General features: G+C 71.1%; 20 protein-coding genes and 1 pseudogene. 11 read left to right on the top strand and 10 right to left on the bottom strand.

Annotated features, from left to right (window positions below):
* Positions 1 to 2: 2 nt before the first annotated feature.
* The 3 genes and pseudogenes from LXN57_RS01585 to LXN57_RS01595 form a co-directional block, all read left to right on the top strand.
* A complete protein-coding gene (locus LXN57_RS01585; RefSeq protein WP_251796159.1) occupies positions 3 to 287 on the top strand; it encodes a hypothetical protein in 285 nt (94 codons plus the stop codon).
* A gap of 131 nt (positions 288 to 418) precedes the next feature.
* Positions 419 to 2506: a glycoside hydrolase family 99 protein gene (locus LXN57_RS01590; protein ID WP_251796160.1), complete on the top strand. Its 2088-nt coding sequence runs from the start codon at positions 419 to 421 to the stop codon at positions 2504 to 2506.
* A gap of 70 nt (positions 2507 to 2576) precedes the next feature.
* Positions 2577 to 2669: pseudogene (locus LXN57_RS01595) on the top strand (hypothetical protein); the annotation flags it as partial.
* 110 nt (positions 2670 to 2779) lie between these two features.
* On the opposite strand, the gene LXN57_RS01600 reads toward LXN57_RS01595, so the two are convergent.
* From LXN57_RS01600 to LXN57_RS01620, 5 genes are all read right to left on the bottom strand, one after another.
* Positions 2780 to 3793, bottom strand: coding sequence for an NAD(P)/FAD-dependent oxidoreductase (locus LXN57_RS01600; RefSeq protein ID WP_251796161.1), 1014 nt, complete (start codon positions 3791 to 3793; stop codon positions 2780 to 2782).
* Between the two features lie 249 nt (positions 3794 to 4042).
* Positions 4043 to 5902: a beta-galactosidase gene (locus LXN57_RS01605; protein ID WP_251796162.1), complete on the bottom strand. Its 1860-nt coding sequence runs from the start codon at positions 5900 to 5902 to the stop codon at positions 4043 to 4045.
* Entirely contained in the window at positions 5899 to 6840 is a 942-nt protein-coding gene (locus LXN57_RS01610) for a carbohydrate ABC transporter permease (RefSeq protein ID WP_251796163.1), read from the bottom strand. The genes LXN57_RS01605 and LXN57_RS01610 overlap by 4 nt, the downstream gene beginning before the upstream one ends.
* Positions 6837 to 7796: an ABC transporter permease gene (locus LXN57_RS01615; protein WP_251796164.1), complete on the bottom strand. Its 960-nt coding sequence runs from the start codon at positions 7794 to 7796 to the stop codon at positions 6837 to 6839. Before LXN57_RS01615 ends, LXN57_RS01610 begins: the two co-directional genes overlap by 4 nt.
* Positions 7793 to 9454 (bottom strand): type 2 periplasmic-binding domain-containing protein, encoded by a 1662-nt coding sequence (locus LXN57_RS01620; protein ID WP_251796165.1) that lies wholly within the window; start codon positions 9452 to 9454, stop codon positions 7793 to 7795. The genes LXN57_RS01615 and LXN57_RS01620 overlap by 4 nt, the downstream gene beginning before the upstream one ends.
* A 94-nt stretch (positions 9455 to 9548) precedes the next feature.
* Between LXN57_RS01620 and LXN57_RS01625 the strand changes: the two genes are divergently transcribed.
* Together LXN57_RS01625 and LXN57_RS01630 are read left to right on the top strand one after the other, a co-directional pair.
* The gene (locus LXN57_RS01625; RefSeq protein ID WP_251796166.1) at positions 9549 to 10802 is read left to right on the top strand and encodes an ROK family transcriptional regulator; all 1254 of its coding nucleotides are present in this window, start codon (positions 9549 to 9551) and stop codon (positions 10800 to 10802) included.
* Between the two features lie 189 nt (positions 10803 to 10991).
* Positions 10992 to 13733, top strand: a complete 2742-nt coding sequence (locus tag LXN57_RS01630) for a glycoside hydrolase family 3 protein (protein ID WP_251796167.1) — start codon at positions 10992 to 10994, stop codon at positions 13731 to 13733.
* Between the two features lie 223 nt (positions 13734 to 13956).
* Here LXN57_RS01630 and LXN57_RS01635 read toward each other — a convergent pair whose 3' ends face one another.
* Positions 13957 to 14475 (bottom strand): NUDIX domain-containing protein, encoded by a 519-nt coding sequence (locus LXN57_RS01635; RefSeq protein WP_251796168.1) that lies wholly within the window; start codon positions 14473 to 14475, stop codon positions 13957 to 13959.
* A 72-nt stretch (positions 14476 to 14547) separates the two neighbouring features.
* On the opposite strand from LXN57_RS01635, the gene LXN57_RS01640 reads away from it, so the two are divergent.
* From LXN57_RS01640 to LXN57_RS01650, 3 genes are all read left to right on the top strand, one after another.
* Positions 14548 to 15303, top strand: coding sequence for an aminoglycoside phosphotransferase family protein (locus tag LXN57_RS01640; protein WP_251796213.1), 756 nt, complete (start codon positions 14548 to 14550; stop codon positions 15301 to 15303).
* 67 nt (positions 15304 to 15370) lie between these two features.
* Entirely contained in the window at positions 15371 to 16210 is an 840-nt protein-coding gene (locus LXN57_RS01645; RefSeq protein ID WP_251796169.1) for a helix-turn-helix domain-containing protein, read from the top strand.
* Between the two features lie 66 nt (positions 16211 to 16276).
* Positions 16277 to 16858: a dihydrofolate reductase family protein gene (locus LXN57_RS01650; protein WP_251796170.1), complete on the top strand. Its 582-nt coding sequence runs from the start codon at positions 16277 to 16279 to the stop codon at positions 16856 to 16858.
* 18 nt (positions 16859 to 16876) lie between these two features.
* On the opposite strand, the gene LXN57_RS01655 is transcribed toward LXN57_RS01650, so the two are convergent.
* The 3 genes from LXN57_RS01655 to LXN57_RS01665 are packed head-to-tail and all read right to left on the bottom strand — an operon-like array spanning position 16877 to position 20291.
* A complete protein-coding gene (locus tag LXN57_RS01655) occupies positions 16877 to 18157 on the bottom strand; it encodes a dihydrolipoamide acetyltransferase family protein (RefSeq protein WP_251796171.1) in 1281 nt (426 codons plus the stop codon).
* Positions 18154 to 19143: an alpha-ketoacid dehydrogenase subunit beta gene (locus LXN57_RS01660; RefSeq protein ID WP_251796172.1), complete on the bottom strand. Its 990-nt coding sequence runs from the start codon at positions 19141 to 19143 to the stop codon at positions 18154 to 18156. Before LXN57_RS01660 ends, LXN57_RS01655 begins: the two co-directional genes overlap by 4 nt.
* Positions 19140 to 20291, bottom strand: coding sequence for a thiamine pyrophosphate-dependent enzyme (locus LXN57_RS01665; protein ID WP_438872818.1), 1152 nt, complete (start codon positions 20289 to 20291; stop codon positions 19140 to 19142). Before LXN57_RS01665 ends, LXN57_RS01660 begins: the two co-directional genes overlap by 4 nt.
* A 53-nt stretch (positions 20292 to 20344) precedes the next feature.
* On the opposite strand from LXN57_RS01665, the gene LXN57_RS01670 reads away from it, so the two are divergent.
* From LXN57_RS01670 to LXN57_RS01680, 3 genes are read left to right on the top strand one after another with little or no spacing between them, the layout of a single operon-like run.
* Positions 20345 to 20785, top strand: coding sequence for an Lrp/AsnC family transcriptional regulator (locus LXN57_RS01670; protein WP_221374099.1), 441 nt, complete (start codon positions 20345 to 20347; stop codon positions 20783 to 20785).
* Between the two features lie 59 nt (positions 20786 to 20844).
* Complete coding sequence (locus tag LXN57_RS01675; RefSeq protein ID WP_251796174.1) at positions 20845 to 22125, top strand: PQQ-dependent sugar dehydrogenase; 1281 nt, start codon at positions 20845 to 20847, stop codon at positions 22123 to 22125.
* Positions 22126 to 22159: 34 nt separating this feature from the next.
* Positions 22160 to 23143, top strand: a complete 984-nt coding sequence (locus LXN57_RS01680) for a glycoside hydrolase family 6 protein (protein ID WP_251796175.1) — start codon at positions 22160 to 22162, stop codon at positions 23141 to 23143.
* Here LXN57_RS01680 and LXN57_RS01685 read toward each other — a convergent pair whose 3' ends face one another.
* Positions 23144 to 23716, bottom strand: a complete 573-nt coding sequence (locus LXN57_RS01685; RefSeq protein WP_251796176.1) for a hypothetical protein — start codon at positions 23714 to 23716, stop codon at positions 23144 to 23146.
* Positions 23717 to 23737: the final 21 nt, after the last annotated feature.

The following is a 23737-nucleotide window of genomic DNA, read 5'->3' on the forward strand; positions in this document are numbered from 1 at the left end:
GGGTGCGAACCGGGAAGGCGGACGACTACGTCGCCTACATCGAACGGACCGGCCTGGCCGGCTACCGCGAGACGCCGGGCAACCGGGGCGCTGAGATGTGGGTTCGCGACCTCGGTGACGGCCGCTCCGAAGTGACGACGCTCAGCTGGTGGGACTCCCTCGACGACATCCGCGGCTTCGCCGGCGACGACATCTCCCGGGCCGTCTTCTATGCCGAGGACGACGAGTATCTGGTCGACCGCGAGACCACGGTGACTCACCACGAGGTCGTTCGCCGCATCGGCTGACAGGCGGCTCGATCCAGCGCCCCGGTCGCATTATTTCAGGGAGCCGTCCAAGTATTGCGTTCGTGTGAACAGAACTGTCACGATGACCGTCGATCCGTTCCCCGAATCCCCCGGATCGACAGGAGTCCCCCATGCCCGTCACCCGACGAACCCTGCTGTCCACAGCGGCCTTCGGCTCGGCCGCGGCCCTGCTCACCGACCTGTCCCCCGCCTCCGCCGCCTCGCCGCCGGGCGATGTCGTCGGCAAGATCAGCGTCGGCTACCAGGGCTGGTTCGCCTGCCCGGGCGACGGCGCGCCGATCGGCGGCTGGTGGCACTGGAGCCGCGACCGCTTCCAACCGCCCTCGCCGGCCAACACGACTATCGTGTCCTGGCCCGACATGCGCGACTTCACCCACGCCTACCCGACCGCGTACCCGCATCTCGGTGACGGCCGGACCGCGACGCTGTTCTCTTCGTATGACCAACAGACAGTCGACACCCACTTCCAGTGGATGCGCGCCTACGGCATCGACACCGCGGCCCTCCAGCGCTTCAATCCGACGGGTGACGAAGGGCCGACCCGCGATGCCATGACCCTCAAGGTGCGGACGGCGGCCGAGGCCACGGGCCGCAAGTTCTACATCATGTACGACGTGACGAGCTGGACGTCGATGCAGAGCGAGATCAAGGCGGACTGGACAGCCAAGATGTCGGCCCACACGGCGTCACCGGCGTACGCCCAGCAGAACGGCAAACCGGTCGTCTGCATCTGGGGTTTCGGCTTCTCCGACGACGCCCGCCCGTTCGCTCCCGGCCCGTGCCTCGACGTCGTGAACTGGTTCAAGGCACAGGGCTGCTACGTGATCGGCGGCGTGCCGACCTACTGGCGCGAGGGTAAGAACGACAGTCGCGCCGGCTTTTCCGACGTCTACCGCGCGTTCGACATGATCTCGCCGTGGATGGTGGGCCGCACCGGCACGCTCGATGGCCTCGACTGGTTCCTGGCCAATGTGAACACCGCCGATCAGGCCGAGTGCAACGCGTACGGCATCGACTATCAGCCCTGCGTGCTGCCCGGCGACCTGTCGACCGGCGCCCGGCACCACGGCGACTTCTACTGGCGCAGCCTCTACAACATGATCAAGCTGGGCGCCCAGGGCCTGTACGTGTCGATGTTCGACGAGTTCAACGAGGGCAACCAGGTCGCCAAGACCGCCGAGACGGCCGCCTCCGTCCCGGCCGGCAGCGGCATCCGGCCGCTCGACGAGGACGGCACGTTCTGCTCGTCCGACTACTACCTGCGCATCACCCAGGACGGCGGCCGGATGCTGAAGGGTCAGCTCGCCCTCACCGCCGTGCGTCCGACCCCACCCGTCACCGGGACGACACCGCCGCCGCCCACCGGGGACCTCGCCGCCGGCAAGGCAGCCACCGCCGGCAGCGCCAACGGCCCCTACGCGGCGGCCAACGCGGTCGACGCCAGTCCGTCGACCTATTGGGAGAGTGCGGGCGCCCTGCCGCAGTGGTTCCAGGTCGATCTGGGCGCCGGCTACGCGGTCAACCGGCTTGTGCTACGTCTGCCCGCAGGCTGGGAGCGGCGCACCCAGACCATCACCGTGCAGGGCAGCACCAACGGCACGACCTTCACGACGCTCGCCGGCTCGACCGGCTACGTGTTCGACCCCGGCGCCGGGAACACGACGACAGTCATGCTGTCGGGTGCGACGGTCCGCTACGTACGGCTGAGCTTCGCGGCCAACACCGGCTGGCCCGCCGCCCAGCTGGCGCAATTGCAGGCGTACGCGGAAAGCTCGCCGCCGCCGGCCGGCGACCTGGCTCGGGGTAAGCCGACCTCGTCGAGCGGTCAGGCCCAGGCGTACGGGCCCGGTCACGCCGTCGACGGTGACGCCGGGACCTACTGGGAGAGCGCGAACAACGCGTTCCCGCAGTGGATCCAGGTCGACCTGGGCTCCGCGACCGCGGTGAGCCGGGTCGTTCTGAAGCTGCCGTCCGGCTGGGGCGCCCGCTCGCAGACGGTGGCCGTCGCCACCAGCACGAACGGCACCGCCTTCAGCACCTTCTCGGCCGCGGCGGCCCGGGCCTTCGAACCGGCTGCCGGCAACACCGTGACCGTCGACGGCTCGTCCGTTCAGGCGCGGTACGTGCGGGTGACCGTGACCGCCAACACCGGCTGGCCCGCCGGCCAGTTGTCGGCCCTGGAGGTCTACACCACTTGACGTTCCTCGTCGTCGAGGCGGCTCGCGGCTCACTGTGCTCGGCCGCCCCGACGACGAGGACGTGGGAAACATGCGAGCCATCACGGAGACGGACCGCGGCGCGGGCGTGCCGGGGCACGAGGTGGCCGGAGTCGTGGCCGCGCTGGGCCACGGCACCACCGGCCTGACCGTGGGTCAGCGGGTATCGGCCTCACCGACTGGACGCGACGGCTCGCCGGAAGACACCGCCGCCGCCTTCGCTCCGGCTATACGGGTGACGGGAAGGACGATCATTCAGGTACGGCCCCGAGCGGGTCGCAGACCAGCCAGCTCAGCCGCGTCGACGCCGCCCACGAGCTCTGAGGCGATGAGCCGCCCGGCGCTGGGCGCCAGGGTCACGCCCGAGTGCATCACGGCCACGTAGGCGCCCTCGACGCCCGGGACGGGGCCGATCAGCGGCAGGCCGTCGGCCGGCATGGGACGCGCTCCCAGCCGTACGCCGAGCAATTGGACAGCATGGGTGTCGAACGTCGCGACGAGCCGGCGCCGCATCGCCTCGCCCGCTTGGCGCAGCTCGTCGTGGTCGATCTCACCGTGGTAGGCGTCGGCGACCAGCAGCTCGCCGCCGGCTGCCTCCCGCACCTCGAGCTCCGGCGTGACGACCAGCGTGCGCACCAGGCCGGGCGGCGCGGCGAAACGCATGAGCAACGCCGGCGACGGCGTCACCGGCAGGTCGAAGCCCAGCGGCCACAGCAGCGCGGGTGCGTCGGCCCCGGCCGCCACCACGACGGTGTCGGCATCCACACCACCACCGGACCACCGCACGCCGGCGACGCGACCGTCTCGCATCAGAAAGGCGGCCACCGCGGTGTTGGCCATCAGACGCGCGCCGTGACTCCGGGCCGCGCGCACCAGAGCTTGGGTCACGGCAACGGGATCCACCGCGCCGTGGCTCTCGAGGAAGACCGCGTGCGCGGGCGGCTCCCGCAAATGCGGCTCCAGCCGGGCTGCGCCGGTCGTCGGCTCGCCTTCGCCGCAGAGCAGCACGCCGCGCCACCGCACCTGCAGGCCTGGCACGTCCGCCTCCCACCGCCGCCAGTCCCGCAAGACCCCGCGCCGCAGTGCGGTACTGGCATCGACCGCGTCGCCACTCCGCGGCTCGCCGATCCAGGCGAACGAGTCCGCGGTCACCCCCGACCCGGGAAGCGCCTTGTCGATGAGCACGACGTCGCCACCGGCCCGCGCCGCCTCGTACGCCACCGCGGCGCCGACGATGCCCGCGCCCACCACCACGATCCGCGTGCTCATCCCGCCAGCCTGCCACCCGGCGACGAACTGTCCACCGAGTTCCGATCGGGGGAACCGATCGGACGGCCGATGTCTTTGGGACGGTGACGAAGGTTCACTGGCGACAGACCGACGGGGCAGGCCATGACGCAGCGCTTCAAAGAACTGCTGGACGACGCGCCGCACTGGCCGACGCGTTCACCCTCAGCGAGACGCCTTGACCGTAGCCGCTCGCGGGACGGGGGACTCGGCCGACCCGCACCCGGTGGCTCAGTGCGACTCGGCCGGCGCGGAGCAGGACGGCTGGAGCCAGGGGGTCAGGTCTTCCAGGTCAGTCGCCAGGAACCGTGCGAGGCCGAGGCCATAGCGGTGTTCGGTGACAACCGGGCGGTCGCCGAAGGCTCGCAGGACGACCTCGGCGCCCGCGGGTTCGAGGTCGTCGAGCCAAAGGTGGCCCTCGCCGGGGAGGTGGCGAATGGCGCGTATGCCGAGCAGGTCGTCGAAGGCGCCCGGCGTGACCCGGCAGTGCTCGTCGGTCAGGCCACAGCCGAACGTCAGGATCAGGGTGCCGCTGGCCTTGACGTACGACCGCAGGGCGCGGTGGGTGGCGCTCGACACGAGGTGCAGCAGTGGCGCGGCGACAACCCGGTAGGTGTCGAGCGGAGCGCCTATCGGGATCACGTCGACCGGTGGGCCGAGGGCGCGGTGCCAGCGGCGGCAGGTGGCCTCGTAGTCGATCTGGCGGGTGGGCAGGTGCGGGGACTGCCAGGCCCACATCGTCTGTTCGTCATACAACAATGCGCGGTCGGCTCTCTCGGTGGGCGGCGTACAGCCGGCGAGCGCGGCGCCGACAGCAGCGATCTCGCGGAAGACCGGGGTGTCGGGGCCCTCGTGCGGAACGATCGCGGGGTGCCACTGCTCGGCGCCGCCGCGGCTGGCCCGCCACTGGAAGTACATGACTCCGGTGGCGCCGCGATCCGTGTAGGTCTGGGCGGCTGCCAACGCCTCACCTTCGGCGAGCGCGCGGACGACGCCCTGCTCCACCACGGCGCCGGGCGCGTGTTCCATGACCAGCCACGGCCTGCCGTCGGTCGAGCCCGCCTCGCTGGGCCCGCCGTCCCAGCCGGACACGCTGGACCCGCCGGTCGAGCGGGACACGCCCGACCCGCAATGCCAGCCGGACACGGTCGACCCGCCGGTCGAGCGCGACTCGCTGGACCCGCCCGCCCAGCCGGACACGCTCGACGCGCCGGCCGAGCCCGACACGCTCGACCCGCCGGCCGAGGCGGCCCAGCCGCGGGCCAGGTCGGCCACGAAGGCGCGGTCGTCGAGGTGGCCGGCGACCGAGGCCGGGTAGTCGTCGACCGCCACCACGTCGACCTCGCGGGACCAGCGGGCATGGTCGACCGGCACCCAGCCGCCGAGGGCGAAGTTCGTCGTCACCGGCTTGCCCGACGGTCGGACAATGTCGCGCTGCCGGACGTAATGGTCGAGCATCGCGTCCGAGACGAAGCGCCGGTAGTCCAGCAGGTGGGCGGGGTTGTTCAGGTACTGGGTGGTCCGGGGTGGCCGCACCTCGTCGAAGGACGCGTAGCGCTGCGACCAGAAATCGGTGCTCCAGGCGGCGTTGAGGGCGTCCGGGTCCCCGTACGCGCGGAAAAGCCACAGCCGGAACGCAGCCGCGCAATGGTCGCAATAGCACGTCGTGCCGTACTCGTTGTGCACATGCCACATCCGCAGCGCGGGATGGTGCGAGTAGCGCTCCGCCAGCGCCGAGGCGATGTGCGAACTGGCGGCGAGATAGGCCGGAGCGTTCACGCAGTACGTGTCCCGGGAACCGTAGGTCAGCCGGACCCCGTCGGCCGTGACCGGCAGCCCGTCGGTGAACCACGGCGGCGGGGACGCTGTCGGGGTAGCCAGACAGGCGCCGATGTCGTTGTCCCGCAACAGGTCGAGCGCCTCGTCGAGCCAGCCGAAGTCGAACCTGTCCGGCGCCGGTTGCAGCCGGGACCACGAGAACACGCCGACCGTCACGAGATTGACGTGGGCCTCGCGCATCAGGGCGACGTCCTCGTGCCACACCTTGGAGGGCCACTGCTCGGGATTCCAGTCGCCGCCGAAGAAGATCATCCCTTGATGGCCCCGACCAGGACGCCCTTGGTGAAGTGCCGCTGCACGAAGGGGTACACGAGCAGGATCGGGATCAGCGTCAGCGTCACCACGGCCATCTGGATGGCCAGCGGCGTGATCTCCTGGGTGCCGAAGTACTGGCCGGTCGTGTTCTGGCCGGAGCCGGGCATCGCGTTGCCCTGCAAGGTGTACGTGTAGATGACCATCTGCAGCGGCCATTTCTGGTTGTCGGGCAGGAAGAGCAGCGCGTTGAAGAACGTGTTCCAGTAGCCGACCGCGTAGAACAGCGCCACGACGGCGGTGACCGCGCGCGACGTCGGCAGCACCACCGACCACAGCGTGCGCCACTCCCCCGCGCCGTCGATGGCCGCGGCGTCGATGAGGTCCTGCGCGGTGTTCGAGAAGAACGCGCGCACGACCAGGATGTTGAAGACGCTCACCGCGGTCGGCAGGATCATCGACCAGTAGCTGTCGTAGCCGCCGAGGGCCGAGACGACCAGGAACGTCGGGATGATGCCGCCGCTGAAGAACATGGTGGCCACCAGCAGCAGCAGGATCGGGCGGTGGGCCCACGAGTTGTGCCGCGACAGCCCGTACGCGCAGAGGATCGTCACGACCATCGACACGAGCGTGCCGACGATCGTGATGCCGAGGCTGACCGCCAGCGAGTGCATCACCAACTGGTTGGTGAAGATCTGCCGGTACGCCGCGAAGGTGATGCCGTCGGGCACGAGCACCATGCCGCCGGCCTCGTTGACCGCGCTCTGGGTGGAGAGACTGGTCAGCACCACCATCCACAGCGGAATGGCGACGACGGCCACCACCACGAGGAGCACCACGCCCTTGCCGGTCTGGCCGGCTGCGGTCGGCGGCTCCTCCCAGTTGGGCCGGTTGCGGTTGCGGCGGTTCGGATCCGCCAGGGGGGTCACGACAGTCATCGCCGATACAGTCCGTCCTCGCCCAGCAGGTGCGCGATCTTGTTGGCGGCCAGGAGGAAGAGCAGCGACAGCACGCCCTTGAACAGCGAGGCGGCCGCGCCGAGGCTGAAGTTCGCGTTGACGACGCCGTAGAAGTAGGCGTACGTGTCGAGCACCTCGGCCGCGTCACGCCCGACGGCCCCGCGCTGGATGAGCATCTGCTCGAAGCCGACGGTGAGCACGTTGCCCAGGCGCAGCACCAGCATCAGCACGATGACGCCGCGGATGCCGGGCAGCGTGATGTGCCACAGGCGGCGCCAGCGCCCGGCGCCGTCGGCCGCGGCCGCCTCGTACAGCTGGGTGTCGATGGCGGCCAGCGCGGCCAGGAAGACGATGATGCCCCAGCCGGCCTCCTTCCAGATCACCTGCGAGGTCACCAGGAGCGCGAAGGTGTCCGGGTTGGTCATGACGTCGAAGGTGCCGAGGTCGTTCTCGCGCAGGAACTGGTTCAGCGCGCCGGCCCCGCCCAGCATCTGCTGGAAGATGGTCACGGCCAGCACCCACGAGAAGAAGTGCGGCAGGTAGACGACCGACTGCACGATCGTACGGACCTTGGAGCTCATGATGGAGTGCAGCAACAGGGCCAGCGCGATCGGGATCGGGAAGTAGAACACCAGCTGCACGAGGCTGAGCAGGAGCGTGTTGCCGAGCGCGCTCCAGAACAGGGAATCCGAGAACAGCTGCCGGAACGTCTCGAGGCCGACCCACGGGCTGTGCCAGAAGCCGGCGTAGATGCTGTAGCGCTGGAACGCTGTCGCCGTGCCGAACATGGGCACGTAGTTGAAGACGATCAGCAGCACGAGGGCCGGGATCACCATCAGGAGCAGGGAACGGTCGCGCCGGAAACGGTTCTTCCTGACCGGCGCCGCCTCGTCCGGCTTCTGCTGAGCGGGCGGCGCCTCGTGGAGCGCTGTCACTGGCCCGTGCCGTACTTGCTGCGGATGTCCTCGTAGAACGCGCGCAACTGATCGCCTCCCTGCGCCTTCCAGGTCTTCAGGCCCTCCTGGTACGCCGAGATCGGCTTGCGCCCGAACCGGATGTCCTTGACGAGGTCGACCATCGGCTGGTTGATGCTCGCGTACTGCGCGGGCTCGGTGACGTTCATGCCGTAGAACGCGGGCTTGGCCGCGTACTTCACCATGTCGGCCTCCCACGCGGCGTAGTCCTTGACGACCTGGGTCTGCCCGGCGATGACGGTGGTCGGGCTGATCGGCGTGATGAGGAACTGGTAGGTGGTCGCCACCTCCTTGCTGCCGCGCTCGGTGAGCACCGGGTTGCCGTCGACCATCGTGTAGTCGGTGCCCTCGACGCCGAAGTTGACCGTCAGGTACTCCTTCGACCCGTACGGCGCGGCCAGGTAGTTGGCGATCGACAGGCATTCCTTGATCTCGTCGGCGCTCAGCTTCGCGTTGAGGAAGCTGTACATGCCGGCGCTGGGGTTCATCCAGATCTGCGGCTTCCCGTCGGTCGACAGCAGTTTGAAGGCCTGCCGCTCGTACGAGGGATTGGCCGCCTTGCCGCTCTTGGCGTCGTCGCCCTTCCAGGCGCCGGGACCGTCGCCGGTGATGGCCACCTTGCCGCTCCAGAAGCGCTGCTTCGCCTCCTGGGTCTTGTCGGCCAGCGCGTCCGGGTGCACGTGCCCGGCCTTGGCCTGCGTCTGGTACCAGTTCAGCGCCTCGAGGATGCCCGGCGTCTCGTACCGGTGCAGAATCTTGCCGCTCTCGTCGATGACCCAGCGGTTGGGGTCGACCGGGAACTTGTAGATCTGGCCGAGCGTGTCGAAGACGTCGTCGAACGCCCACCGGCCCGCCGCGGCGCTGGTGAGCTGCTGACCCAGCGCGGCCAGGTCGTCCGGGGTCTTGATGTCGTCGGGGTTGATGCCCTCCTTGGCCAGGATGTCCTTGCGGTGGAAGAGCGTGCCCGCGATCGTCGCGCCGCTGTAGTACACGGGCAGGCCGAACAGCTTGCCGTTCCAGATGCAGCACTGCCAGGCGCTGGTCGGGATGGCCGCGAGATTGGGGTACGCCTTGATGGCGTCCCCGGACAGGTAGGGCCCCAGATCGGCGAACTTGTTGACCGCGTCCGCGAAGCCGAGGTTGCCCATGTTCCAGCCCGGAATCTGCAACCAGTCGGGCAGCTTGTCGCCGGCGAACAGCGTGGGCAGCACCTTGTCGTAGTTGTTGCCGTCGGCCGGTTGCAGCTTGAGCGTCGCGCCGATCGCCTGGTTGACCGCGGCGTAGTAGGCGTTGCCGCTCGCCGACGGGATGGCGCCCCACAGCGGCGTCATGGTCGTGTAGCTGCCGCCCTTGCCCGGCACCCCGGTCGAGCTGGTGACGGGGTTGGCCGGGTACTTGAGGAACGCCGGGCTGCTGAAGAAGCCGTTGGCGCCCTGAACACTGGGTATGTCGGCCTTCACGAGCTCGTTCGGCGTATACGCGGGCAGCAGCTTGGCCAGCTGGTCCTGAGTGGTCGTGCCCGGGCCGCTGGACGTCTTGGCGTCACCACAGGCCGCCAGAAGCCCCGACGCCGCACCCAGACCGGTCAGCGCGAGCAGTTGCCTTCTGTCGAGTTTCATCGTTGACTCCTCCGTCTTTAGTTGGGACGGTAAACGAACTAAGTGCGGCCCGGCAAGACCTGCCGGGGATCGGTGCCGTACGCTGCCGGAGGGAATGTTCGTGGGGCGGGGGTCGTCGGTGCTCACCAGGGAGAACGGGCCACAACCGGCCGATTTCGCCGACGTCAGGGCGACCAATCTGGCCGTCGTGCTGCGTCATCTGCGCACCCACGCGCCGTGCTCCCGGGCCGACATCGCGGCCACCACGGGCCTCAACAAGGCCACCGTGTCCAGCCTGGTCACCGACCTCATCGACCGCCGCCTGGTGCGCGAGGTCGGCATGACCGAGAACCGCATCGGCCGCCCCGCGGTGATGCTGGTGCTCGACGGCTCCCCCTACGCCGCAGTCGGGTTGGAGATCAACACCGACTACCTGACGGCGGTCGCGCTCGACCTGGCCGGCGAACGGCTGCTGTCGTGGCGACGCGCCTTCACCGGAACCGCGGGCCAGCCGGGGCAGGCGATCGCGGCGCTGGCGGCCCTGGCCCGGCGCACGGTGTCGAAGCTTTCCCATGATGGACGGCGAGTCCTGGGGCTGACGGTCGCCGTGCCCGGGCTGGTCGACGCGGACGGGGTGGTCGAACTCGCGGCCGGCCTGGGATGGCAGCGGGTCGACGTACGAAAGTCGTTGCTGGCGGCGCTGGGCGAACCGGGCTACCCGCTGCTCGTCGAAAACGACGCGAACCTGGCGGTGCTGGCCGAGCAACGGCTGGGCGACCAGTCCGGCACCGGCGATCTCGTCTACCTGACGGGCGGCGCCAGCATCGGCGCGGGCATCATCAGCGACTTCCGGCTGCTGCGCGGCGCCCGCGGTTTCGCCGGCGAGTTCGGCCACCTGCCGCTCGACCCCGCCGGCCCGGCTTGCGGCTGCGGGCGGCGGGGCTGCCTGGAGGCGTACGCCGGACTGGGCGCCGTCATTCGCCGGGCGCTCCCGGAGGTCGGCATCGAGACGGCGCTCTCCCCCTCGGAGTTCGGCCCCCACATGGACGAGATCCACCGCCTCGCCAAATCCGGCGACGCGCACGTGCTGGCGGCCCTGACCGAGACGGGCGCCCGCCTGGGCCAAGGCCTGGCCATCCTGGCCAACCTCATCAACCCGGCGTGCGTGGTGCTGGGCGGCTACTTCACCGGCATAGCCCCCTGGCTGATCCCGGCCGCCTCCCTCGAGCTGGCCGCCCGCTCCGCCGCCGCCGACAGCGGAGGCACGGTCATCGTCGCCTCAGCCCTCGATTCCAGCGCGGCCGCCGCCGGCGGCGCCACCCGGGTCCTCGACGCCATCGACTCGGGAGCACTACCCACCCCGCGATGACAGGCGGTCGTTCCAGCACGACGAGCCGAACCCCGGCGCACCAGCATCGATGGTGATCTCTTGACGGTCCTCGGCGGCTCGGGTAGACAGATCGTCAAATCGCCGAAACATGGACGACATGCTTGCCTGCCTCTGTCGAAGCGCTTCGACACGGGCGCTCGCCGATGAACCGCCACGGATGTGAAACCCATGAGCGACACACCGATGTTCCGTCAGGTCGCCGCGCCCCTCGCGGAGCGTGTGGAGGATCTGCTGGGCCGCCTCACGCTGCCCGAGAAGATCGCCCTGCTGCACCAGCACCAGCCCGCGATCGACCGGCTCGGCCTCGCCGCCTTCACCACCGGCACCGAAGCGTTGCACGGCGTCGCCTGGCTGGGTGAGGCCACCGTCTTCCCGCAGGCGATCGGGCTGGCCACCAGCTGGGATCTCGGCCTCATGACGAGGGTCGGCGCGGCCGTCGGCGACGAGGTGCGCGGCCTGCACAGCGCGGGCAAGTGCGGCCTCAACGTCTGGGCGCCGGTGGTCAACCCGCTGCGCGACCCGCGCTGGGGGCGCAACGAGGAGGGCTACGCCGAGGACCCGTTGCTCACCGGGCTCATGGGGGACGCGTACGCCCGGGGTCTGGCCGGCGACGACCCACGGGTGCTGCGCACGGCGCCGACGCTCAAGCACTTCCTCGGCTACAACAACGAGACCGACCGCTGCCTCACGTCGAGCAACCTCAGCCCGCGGGTGCTGCGCGAGTACGAACTGCCCGCCTACCGCCCCGCCGTCGAGCGCGGCTCGGCCGTAGCCGTGATGGCCGCGTACAACCTGGTGAACGGCCGCCCGGCGCACGTCTCGCCGTACCTGGAGGACGAGCTGCGCAGCTGGACCGGCGACGAGATCTTCGTGGTGTCCGACGCCTACGCCCCGACGAACCTGGCCGACCCGATGCAGCAGGCCTTCTTCGCCGACCACGCGGAGAGTCACGCGGCGGCGCTGCGGGCGGGCATCGACAGCTTCACCGACGCCGATCGGCGCAGCGAAGTCACCGTCGAGCGGATCACCGAGGCGATGCGGCGCGAACTGATCAAGGAGGAGGACGTCGACCGGGCGGTGCGACGCGCCCTGACCACGCGGGTGCGGCTCGGCGAGTTCGATCCGGCCGGTGAGAACCCGTACGGGAAGATCGGGGCCGGCGTGGTGAACTCGCCGGCCCACCGGGAGCTCGCGCGCGAGGCCGCCCGGGCGTCGATCACGCTGCTCAAGTCGGAGTGCTGCCTGCTGCCGCTGGATCCGGCCCGGCACCGCACCGTGGCCGTCGTCGGCACGCACGCCGACCGCGTCTTCACCGACTGGTACAGCGGTTCCCTGGCGTACGCCGTCACCGTTCGCGACGGCTTGAGCGAGGCCGTCGAAACGGTCGTGCACGCCGAGGGCGTCGACCGGATAGCGCTGCGCCTGGGCGGGCTCTACCTGGCCGCCGACGCCGACGGCATCCGGCTGACCGTCGAGCCGGCCGCGTTCGACGTCTTCGACTGGGGCAACAACGTCGTGACCCTCCGGTCGACGCTCAACGGCCGGTTCCTGCGCGCGGCCGACGGCCGGATCGCCGCCGACTCCCCCGGCCCGTCCGCGTGGGTCGTCACCGAGATGTTCACGCTGGGGCAGCGTCCCGACGGTTCGACCACTGTGCACACTCACGCCGGAAAGGAGGCGATCACGGCCCAGCTCGGCCTGGGTCCGCGCGCGGCCCGCTTCGCGCTCGAGACGCTCGTCGACGGGGCCGCCGACGCCGCCGACCTGGCCGCCACGGCCGACGCGGTGGTGGTCGTGATCGGGAACCACCCGCTGGTCAACGGGCGCGAGACCGAGGACCGCACCGACCTGCAGCTGCCGCCCACCCAGGAACGGCTGGTGCGCGAGGTGCACGCGGCCAACCGGGAAACCGCGCTCGTGCTGGTCTCGAGTTATCCGTACGCCATCGGCTGGGCCGACGCCCACCTGCCGGCCGTGCTGTGGATGTCGCACGGCGGCCAGGAGCTGGGGCACGCGCTGGCCGACGTGCTGACCGGGAAGGCCGACCCGGGCGGGCGGCTGACGCAGACGTGGTACCGCAGCGCGTGCGAGCTGCCCGACATCCTCGACTACGACATCATCACCAACGACGCGACCTACCAGTACTACCGGGGGACGCCGCTCTATCCGTTCGGGCACGGACTTTCGTACGCCTCCTTCGACTATTCGAACCTCGACGTCTCGCAGCCCACGGCGGCGGCGGGCGACGGGGTCACGATCACGGTGTGGGTGACCAACATCGGGAAGCGGGCGGGCACCGAGGTCGTGCAGCTCTACACCCACCAGCAGGTCTCGCGCGTGAAGCAGCCGTTGCGCCGCCTGCGCGCCTTCGACAAGGTGCGCCTCTCCCCCGGCGAGTCGCGGCTGGTCAGCTTCACGCTGCGGATCGACGACCTGTGCTTCTGGGACGTCACCTCCAACCGGTTCGTGGTCGAGACGGCCCGGCACAAGATCCTGGTGGGTCGCTCGGCCAGCGACATCCGGCTCACCGGCACGCTGGCCGTGCGGGGCACCCGGATCGGGGCGCAGCGGGTGCTCGACCGCACCGTCCGTGCCGCCGACCACGACGAGTACAGCGGGATCACGCTGGTGGCCACGGCCGACCCGGTCCGCGGCGAGGCGGTGCGCGCCACCGAGGACGGCGCCTGGTGCTGCTTCAACGGCGCCGACCTCTCCGGCGTACGCGAGGTGGCCGTCGACGGGGACGGGCCGCCCGTCCTGCTGCGCCTCGACGACCCGTACGCGGGCCCGGAATTCGCCTCGGTGACACCCGGCACACCGGCCGCCGTGACCGCGGCCGACGGCGTCCACGACCTCTACCTCGCCCTGGACGCGGGCAGCCGGGTCAGCGCGCTCACCTTCCGACCGTGAGACGCCGGCCGCATTGATGGCCGAACGGCCCGGTGCCATTCGCCGAGTGGCCCGATGCTGACCGATTTGAGGGGATACGTCGCGAGCTGAGGCGGTGCTTGCCGTCCACCGCGGGCGGGCCCGATCCTGAAATGGCCTTTCGCGACCGCTCAGCAGTGCCGCTACCGCCGGCTGCACCTGGAACGCCACCAGGCGGGCTCGCCGGCGCGGCCGCGATCCTCGTTCAGACCGCCTGCAACCGGTAGAGAGTGAGGGCGGCCAGCGACGGTGCGTCCACGATCCGGCCCGAACGAATCATCGCCAGGATCTCGTCGTCGCGGAATGAGCGATGAACCATGTCCTGCTCGCTCGGCTCCCGGTCGGGCGCGCCCTCCTCCAGGTCCGAGGCGAGATAGACGTCGAAACCCTGGGGCGAATAGCCGTACGCCTCGAAGAGATGACCGAGGTGCGTCAACGACCCGGCACGCAGGCCGGTCTCCTCGGCCAGTTCCTGCCGGGCCAGGGCGGCCTGGTCGCCCGTGGCGTTCCGGCCCCAGCTGCCCTGCGGGAACTCCCATGCCCGACGGCCCACCGGATAGCGAAACTGCTCGACCATCCAGAAGCCACCGGCCCAGCGCGGCAGCACCAGCGCGAAGTCGGGTTTCTCGACCACCCCGAAGATGCCGGGGCTGCCGTCGGGGTGCCTGATCTCGTCCTCGCGGACGGTCATCCACGGATTGCGGTACACCACACGGCTGCTCACTCTTTCCACTCCGTGATGATGCCAGCCGCCGGCGTGGTAAATCGGGCGACGGCGGTGTTCGTCCCGGCGAGAATGGCCGCTGTGGACAAGGTCGAGATTGTTCTCGCTCATGAGGAACGGGCGACCCTGCGCGTCGGGGACGTCTTCCTGAAGGTCGACCCGGATCAGGAGCGTACGGACGTCGAGGTCGAGGCGATGACCCTGGCGCCGGTGCCGACTCCGCAGGTGTTGTGGCGCAAGCCGCCCGTGCTGGCGCTAGCCGCTGTTCGCGGGAAGGAGCTGGGCCGCATCGGCCGGCCGTCGACCGCTTCGCCGGCCGCGTGGGTCGCCGCGGGGGCCGCCGTCCGGCGGTTGCACGACGCGCCGCTGCCGCCGTGGCCGGGGCCCGGCCCGGAGCAGTACGCCGCGGATCTCGAGAGCGAGTGCGCGTGGCTGCTTGCGAACGACATCCTGCCGGCCGCCGTCGTCGAAAGGAACCGGGAGGTGGCCGGGGCGGTGCTCCGGCCCTGGAATCCGGTGTTCGTGCACGGCGATCTGCATGTCAGCCACGTGTTCGCCGAGGGAGACGAGATCACCGGCATCATCGACTGGTCCGAGGCGGCTCAGGGCGACGCCCTGCGCGATCTCGCCAGCCTGACACTCGGCCACGAGGAGCATCTCGGCGACGTGATCGCCGGCTACGGCGCCGGCGCCGACATCGACGTGGTCCGCGGCTGGTGGTCGCTGCGCAGCCTGCTGGCGGGCCGCTGGCTGGTCGAGCACGGCTTCGACCCGGACTCGCCGGGTTGCGAGTTCGACGTCCTCCGGGCGGCGTCCGCCCGGACCTGATGCCGGCGGCAGCGCGGCTGAGCCATCCGGGGTGCGATGCCGGTGGGGCGTCGGCGATGCTGTGCGCATGGAGTACGTGTCCAGAGTGCCGCGACCGCCGCTGGACGGGCTGATCGACGACCTCTACTACCTGGCGGGTGCGCCGCCGTACGCCCGGCTCACCCTGCCGGCAAGTCCGGCGGCGTTGCTGGTCGTCAACCTGGGCGCGCCGTTCCGCATCCGCGCCGGCGCCGACATCGAGACGACCGAGTACGCCGACGGCTGCGTGGTCACCACGCCCAGTCGCGCCTTCGAGTTCGGCTATCCGGCGGAGACCCGGTCCGTCGGCGTGCACTTCAAGCCGTGGGGGCCGGCGCCGTTCCTGCCCATGCCCGCGGCCGAGCTGTGTGACCGGCCGGTGACCCTGGAACAGGTCTGGGGCCGGCCAGCCGTCGCCGAGCTACGGGACCGGATGGCCACGGCGAACGGACCGCACGAGATGCTGACACTGCTCGAGGACGAGCTGATGCGACGGCTGGGCGAGGCGGCCGGGCTGGGGCTGGTCCGCCATACGAGCGGCGTCATCGCGGCGGCCGGCGGGGCGGTGGCGATCGGCGACCTGCGGGTGGCCGCCGGTGTCAGCAGCACTCATCTGGCACAGCGGTTCAAGGAGCTCATCGGCGTCACGCCCAAGCAACTGGCCCGCAGCTACCGCTTCACCGCCACCGTCCTCGCGATCAACCCCGCCGGGCCGATCGCCTGGGGTTCCCTCGCCGGAGACGCGGGCTATTACGACCAGGCCCACTTCGGCCACGAGTTCCGGGCGTTCACCGGGCTCACACCGACCCGGTACGTCGAGGTCCGGCGGCGGTTCCTGCGCGAACACCCCGGCCATGTGCTGGACAGCTGGCCGCTGCCCGCCGATTGATTTCTTACAAGACCGGCCGCTCACGGCACGCTAGCTTGGCGGCACCCCAAGTCAGAGGAGAGCCCCGTGGGCACGGTGGTCATGTACAGCTCGGTGTCGGTCGACGGCTTCATCGCGGACGAGAACGACCAGCCCGGACCGCTGTTCGACTGGTTGTCCGGCGGTGACGTCCCGTTGGACGAGAGCGGCGCGCTGAAGGTGTCGCAGACCTCCTACGACTACACCCGGCCGTACTGGGATCAGATCGGGGTGACCATCTGCGGCCGCCATGTCTTCGACCTGACGGACGGCTGGGACGGGAAGCCGCCGGGCGGGATCGACCACGTGGTCGTCGTGACCCACCGGCCGGCGCCCGAGGGCTGGGACGCCGGTGCGCCGTTCCACTTCGTCGACGGCGTCGAGGCAGCCGTGGCCAAGGCGCAGGAGCTTGCGGGTGACCGCCTGGTCGAGGTCGCCGCCGGTGACGTCGGTGGCCAGGCGCTCGCCGCGGGCCTGGTCGACGAGGTGCGCATGGACGTGGTACCCGTCGTGTTCGGGTCCGGCAAGCGCTACTTCGGGTCGGTCGACGCGCAGCACCTGTTGGCGGATCCGGACGTGGTGATCCGGGGCAACCGCGTGCTTCACCTGCGCTATCAGGTACGCCGCTGACCGGCCCGTCCCGTGCGGTCAGAGCCTCGCGATCACCGAGGCCGGGTTCTCGACGGCGTCGGCGACGCTGCGCATGAAGCCGGCCGCGGTGGCGCCGTCGGCCACGCGATGGTCGAAGACGAAGCTCATCTGGGTGATCTTCCGGACGCACACCTGGCCGTCGATCACCCACGGGCGGTCGATGATGCGGCCGAAGCCGAGGATGGCCACCTGAGGGTGGTTGATGATCGCGGCGCTGCCGTCGACGTTGAACCTGCCGTAGTTGTTCAGAGTGAACGTGCCGGCGCCGGTCACCGTGCCGGCGCGGGCGGCAGCCGTGACGCGACGGATCTGTTCGTCGAGGCCGGTCGTGGTCAGGGCGCCGGCGTCGGTGACGGCGGGGACCACCAGGCCGCGCGCGCCCTGGACAGCCAGGCCGAGGTCGATGCGGTCGAGCTCGACGATCTCCTGCCGCTCGGTGTCCACGCGGGAGTTGAAGACCGGGTACTCGCGCAGAGCGGCCACCACGAACCGGGCGATGTAGGCGAGCAGTCCGGGGCCCGGGCGAGTCGATTCGCGCAACTCCCACAGGCGGGTGGCGTCCACGTCGACCCAGACCGTGGCCTCCGGGATCTCGGCTCGGCTGCGGCTCAGCGCGGCCGACACCGCGCGCCGGAAGCCGGTCATCGGAATGCGCCGCTCGCCCGGCGACGAAGGAGCAGCGGGCGCAGCGGGCGCGGACGGCAACGACGGAGCGGGCAGGGCGAGCGCTCGCACGACATCGGAGCGGACGATCAGGCCGCCGGGACCCGAGCCGTCGAGCGTGCGCAGGTCGACGCCGCCCTCGCGGGCCAGCTTGCGCACCAGCGGAGACACAACCAGCGGGACCCGCGAGGCACGGACGGAAGCCGCGTGCGCCAACGCGGCACGGGGACGACGGCGACGCCCCGGCACGGCGGTCGCGCCCGAGGTGCCGTAGCCGATCAGGACGTTGCCGGAACCAGCGCGCTCCTCCTCGCGATAAGTCTCGGCCGAAGCGACCGCAGGAGCGGGCGAAACGGAAGCCGCCGTCGAGGCAGTCGCCGGCGCCACCGTCAGCAGCGGCTTGCCGACCTCGAGGACGCCGCCCTCGGGCGCGTGCCTCGTGGCGACCGTCCCCGCGTACGGCGTCGGCACCTCGACCAGGGACTTGGCCGTCTCCACCTCGACCACCGGCTGGTCGACCTCGACAACGTCGCCCTCGGCCACGAGCCAGCGCACCACCTCAGCCTCGGTCAGCCCCTCGCCCAGGTCGGGCAGCCGGAAGACCTGGTCGCTCACGAGTCCTCCCACTGCAGGTCGTCCACGGCGTCGAGCACCCGGTCGACGCCGGGCAGGTGCAGGTGCTCGTACTTCGGCGGCGGGTAGGGGATGTCGAATCCGGTCACCCGGCGGATCGGCGCGGCCAGCGAGTGGAAGCAGCGCTCGGTCACCCGGGCCACGATCTCGGACGAGACGCCGGCGAAGCCCGCGGCCTCGGCCACCACCACCGCCCGGCCCGTGGAGCGGACCGCCGCGCACACCGTCTCGTCGTCGAACGGCACGATCGAGCGCAGGTCCACCACCTGCAGGCTGCGGCCCTCGCGGTCGGCCACCTCGGCCGCCTCGAGTGCGACGGGCACGCTGGGCCCGTACGCGATGAGCGTGGCGTCCGTGCCCTCGCGCCGCACCACCGCCCGGCCGATCGCCGGCGGGCGCGGGCCGAGTTCGACCTCCTCCTTGCTCCAGTAGAGCTTCTTCGGTTCGAGGAAGACGACCGGGTCGGGCGAGGCGATGGCCTCCCGCAGCAGCCCGTACGCGTCGGTCGCCGTCGACGGCGTCACCACGTGCAGGCCCGGCGTGTGGGCGTAGTAGGCCTCCGACGAGTCGCAGTGGTGCTCGACGCCGCCGATGCCCCCCGCGTACGGGATCCGGATGACCATCGGCAGCGCCACCCGGCCGCGGGTGCGGTTCCGCATCTTGGCCACGTGGCTGACGATCTGCTCGAACGCGGGGTAGGCGAACGCGTCGAACTGCATCTCGACCACCGGCCGCATCCCGTTCATGGCCATGCCGACCGCCACTCCGACGATGCCGGACTCGGCCAGCGGCGTGTCGAAGCAGCGGTCCTCGCCGAACTCGGCGGTCAGCCCGTCGGTGACGCGGAAGACGCCGCCCAGCGGCCCGACGTCCTCACCGAACACCACGACTGTCGGATCGTCGGACAATGCGTCACGCAGCGCCCGGTTCAGCGCCTGCGCCATGGAGAGCTTCTCGTGCCGGGTCATCGCGACGCCACCTCCCGGGAGAGTTCGTCGGCCAGCTGAGCCGCCTGCTCCCGCAGCTGCGTTGTCGGACGGTCATACACGTGGGCGAAGAGCTGATCCGGATCAGGCTCGATGTCACGGTTCAGGCCGTCCCGAAGGTGCTCCGCCACGCGTTCGGCACGAGCACGGAAGTCCGATTCGTCGATCTGAAGGTAGGCCGACAGCCGGGTGACGGGGTCGCGACCGACCCACGCCTCGACATCGGCGGAAGCGCGATAACGCGTGGCGTCGTCGGCGTTCGTGTGCGCCTGCATGCGATAGGTGTGCGCCTCGACCAGCTGCGGTCCCCCGCCGGCCCGGGCCCGCGCCACCGCCTCGCCCAGCACCGACAGCAGCGCGGCCACGTCGTTGCCGTCGACCCGCTCGCCGGGAATGCCGTAGCCGACGCCCTTGTGCGCCAGCGACGGCGCGGCGGTCTGCCGTGCCAGGGGCACGCTGATCGCGTACTCGTTGTTCTGAATGAGGAACACGACCGGGGCCCGGAGCACGGCGGCGAAGTTGAGCGCCTCGTGGAAGTCGCCCTCGCTGGTGCCGCCGTCGCCGCAGAGTGCCATCACGACGGTCGGCTCGCCGCGCAGGCGGGCGGCGTGGGCGACTCCGACGGCGTGCGGCAACTGGGTCGCCAGCGGGGTGGCGTGCGGGGCGACGCGGTGCTCGTACGGGTCCCAGCCGCAGTGCCAGTCGCCCTTGAGCAGACTCAGCGCCTCGACCGGGTCGACCCCGCGCTCGACGGCGGCCACCGTGTCGCGGTAGGTCGGGAACAGCCAGTCGCCCTCGTCGAGCACCTGGGCGGCGGCGATCTGGCACGCCTCCTGCCCGTGCGACGACGGGTAGACCGCCAGCCGGCCCTGGCGGACCAGGGCGTACGCCTGATCGTTGAGCCTGCGCGCGGTGATCAGCGAGGCCAGGGCCCGGCGCAGGGCGGCGTCGTCGGGAAGGGCGCGACCGGCATCGGCGACGGGGTGGCCGTGCGCGTCGATGAGGGTCACCGGGGTGTCGGAGGGCAGAAGGTGGTCTGCGTCACCTGTCATGGGCCCATGCTCGTCGCGGTGCCATCTGGATTCCACTACTGGGTCGGAACCGAGAAGATGTACGTTCGGAGGGCCCAGGACGACGCCAATCGTCCAGGGAGCGCGACCTCGACAGCGGGAGGCTGAGACAAGTGGCCGGGCCGCTCGACGACATCGACCGCCAGATCCTGGCCGAGCTGACCCGCGACGGCCGGCTGTCGATGCGTACGCTCGCCGAGCGCCTGCACATCTCGCGGGCCAACGCCTACGCCCGGGTCGAGCGCCTCCGCACGACCGGCGTGATCAGGGGTTTCCGGGCCGACGTGGATCCGGTCGCGGCCGGCCTGGGCACCACGGCGTACGTGACGGTGAACCTCAATCAGGCCGAGTGGCGGGACGTGGCCGAGCGGCTGCGCTCGCTGCCCGGCGTCGTCCACATCGCGCTGGTCGGCGGCGAGTTCGACGTCATCATGCTGGTGCGGGCCGAGGACAACGCCGCGCTGGGCCGTCTGGTGCTCGACGCCATCCAGGGCATGCCGGGCGTGGTCAACACTCGCACCCTGCTGGTCTTCGAGGAGGCCGAGCCGGGATGAACAGGGAACGCCGAGCCGGGATGAACAGCGGACCCCGAGCCGTCGGGAACAATGGTCCGATGAGATCGATCGTGCGCGTGGTGATGGCCGGTGGACTGCTGCTCGGTGCGGCGGCGTGCTCCCAGGACGCGCCGGCCGGCGAGACGAGAAAGACCGTGCCGCCGTCGGCCGCCATCGACGCCTCGGCCCTGGTCCCGACCGAGGTGCGGGGCGGCTCCGGGCAGTCGATGCTGGCGCCACCGGGCTGGACGGTCAGCCTGTGGGCGCGGGTGCCCGGCGCGCGGCTGCTGGCCTTCGCCCCCGACGGCAGGCTGCTGGTGTCCCGCCCCGAGTCCGGCGACGTGGTGGTGCTCAGCGACGGCAGGCAGCAGACCCTGGTCGAGGGCCTCAACCAGCCGCACGGCCTGGCCTTCGACGGCGACACGCTCTACGTGGCCGAGAGCGACCAGGTCGATGCGTACGCCTACGCGAACGGCGCGGTCTCGGGCCGCCGGGTCGTCGTCGACGGGCTGCCCGACGACAAGAGCCCCGAGCTGGGTGGCAAATACGCGCACGCGCTCAAGAGCGTGGCCGTCGGCCCGGACAAGTCGCTCTACATCTCGATCGGCTCGACCGGCAACATCTCGGCCGAGGACCGCGACGCCGAGCCCGAGCGCGCGACCATCCTGCGGTTCGCGGACGGCCGGCTCGAGACGTTCGCACGCGGCGTCCGCAACGGCACCGGGCTGGCCGTGGCGCCCGACGGCGGCGTCTGGACGGCCGTCAACAACCGCGACAACGTCCCTTTTCCGTACGAGGGTGACGACCAGGGCAAGGTCGAGACCTCGTACGTGAACGACCACCCGCTCGAGCCGCTGGCCCGGCTCGAGAAGGGTCGCGACCTGGGCTGGCCCTACTGCAACCCCGACCCCGACCTGCAACCGGGCGACGAGGACTCGCCGCTCAGCTACTCCGACCGGCCCTTCGTCCGTGACTTCGACACCAATCGCGACGGCTCGAAGCTCGACTGCGCCGCGCTGCGGCCGGTCGAGCAGGGCATGGGCGCGCACTCGGCGCCGCTCGGCCTCAGCTTCGCGGCCGATCTGCCGGGCGTGTACCGGGCGGGCGCGCTCGTCGGCGTCCACGGCTCGTGGAACCGCAAGCCGCCGCGTCCGCCGGAGGTGTCGTTCTTCGCCTGGCGGGACAACAAGCTCGGCCCCCAGCAGACGCTGCTCTCCGGCTTCCAGCGCGAGGACGGCTCCCGCTGGGGCCGGCCCGTGATGGCCGTTCAGGGCCCGGACAAAGCCATCTACGTGAGCGACGACTACGCGGGCGCCGTCTACCGGGTGTCCGCTTCCTGAGTCTGCCGCCGGTTCCGGCGGTAACGTCCCGTACGTGGCCTTCCTGCTCAGCCCGGGCCAACGGGTCGTCGCCGCCGGGCTGGCCGCGGCGCTCGCGGCCGGCTGGCCGTCCCGGGTGGGTCACGAGACCTGGTCGCCGCCGCCACCACCGACCGAGCTCTACGTCGAGCGCACCGGTCCGGCCGTCGAGCAACTCGCGGCGTACGAGAAAGCGGGCCGGACCACCGAGGCCGCGCTCATCCGGAAGATCGCCGACCGGCCGGTGGCAACGTGGTTCGCCGACAGCGACACGACCCGGGTCGGCCGCGTCATGGTGGCCGCCCGAGGCTTCATCCCCGTGGTCACGCTCTACTACATCCCGCATCGGGACTGCGCGAGCCACTCGGCCGGGGGCGCCGCGACCGGCGCCGCGTACTCGGCCTGGATCGACGCCGTCGCCGCCGCGCTGACCGGCCGCCGCGCCATCGTGATCCTGGAGCCCGACGCGGTGGCCCAGTCCCTGCAGGGCTGCCTCACCACGGCCCAGCGCGCCGAGCGCTACCGCCTGCTCACCCGGGCGATCGCCACGCTGACCGCGAACCGCGCCCTGACCGTCTATCTCGACGGCGGCAACCCGGCCTGGATCACCGACACCGCCACGATGGCCGGAGCCCTGAGGAAGGCCGGTGTCGCGCGGGCCCGCGGTTTCGCCCTGAACGTGGCCAACTTCGAGACCACCGCCGCCAACATCCGGTACGGCGCCAGGCTTTCCCAGCGGCTCGGCGGGGCGCGCTTCGTCATCGACACCAGCCGCAACGGCAACGGCCCGGCCCGCAAGTCCTCGGGCGACCGCCACTGGTGCAATCCCCCGGGCCGCGCCCTCGGCAACCCGCCCACCCTGAAGACCGGCCGCAGCCTGGTCGACGCCTACCTCTGGATCAAACGCCCCGGCGAGTCCGACGGCGCGTGCGGCCGCGGCGCCCCACCGGCCGGCCGCTGGTGGCCCGCGTACGCCCTGGAACTGGCGTCAGGCGCCTGATCACAGCGTGATCGCCCGCTCGGCGGCGGCGAGGATGAGCGCGCCCTCCACCACGACGCGGGTCTCGGGGATGCCGTACGCCGGCCACTCGCAGACAAAGGCCACCGGCCCGGACGGCGGCAGCGGCCAGACCCAGTAACCCATGTCGTACCGCCGCCCGCCCCCGCCGCCGCCGTCCTGCATCAGCAGCGGCGCGCTCGGTTCCGCGTCCGGCGGGAGCATCGGACGCCCGAGATTGGTGGCCCCGCTACCGTCGGAGAACTGCACGCCCACCCGCAGGAACTCGTCGGACAGCGGCTCGTCTTCGAAGTAGTCCCGGTGGAACCCGAGCCGGAAGACCCGCCCGCGCCGGTCCTCCCTGCCCAGCACAGCCGTGACGGTGAAGGCGAAGCCGTTCGGGTACGCCGCGAGGCCGCTGATGCCGACGGCCGCCTCACCGCCGCGGCCGAGCACGAACTCCGCGGGCACCGCGGCCCCCAGGGCCGCTGCGGGCTTGGCCCATAGCGGCGGTGGCGGTTCCTCCGGCTCGGCCTCGTCCCGATCCGGCGGCGGGAACTGCTCGAAGAACCTCACGCCCGCAGCTTGCCACCGCAC

Origin of the sequence: Paractinoplanes hotanensis (genome assembly GCF_023717965.1) — a bacterium.
In the GTDB taxonomy this organism is placed as follows: domain Bacteria; phylum Actinomycetota; class Actinomycetes; order Mycobacteriales; family Micromonosporaceae; genus Actinoplanes; species Actinoplanes polyasparticus.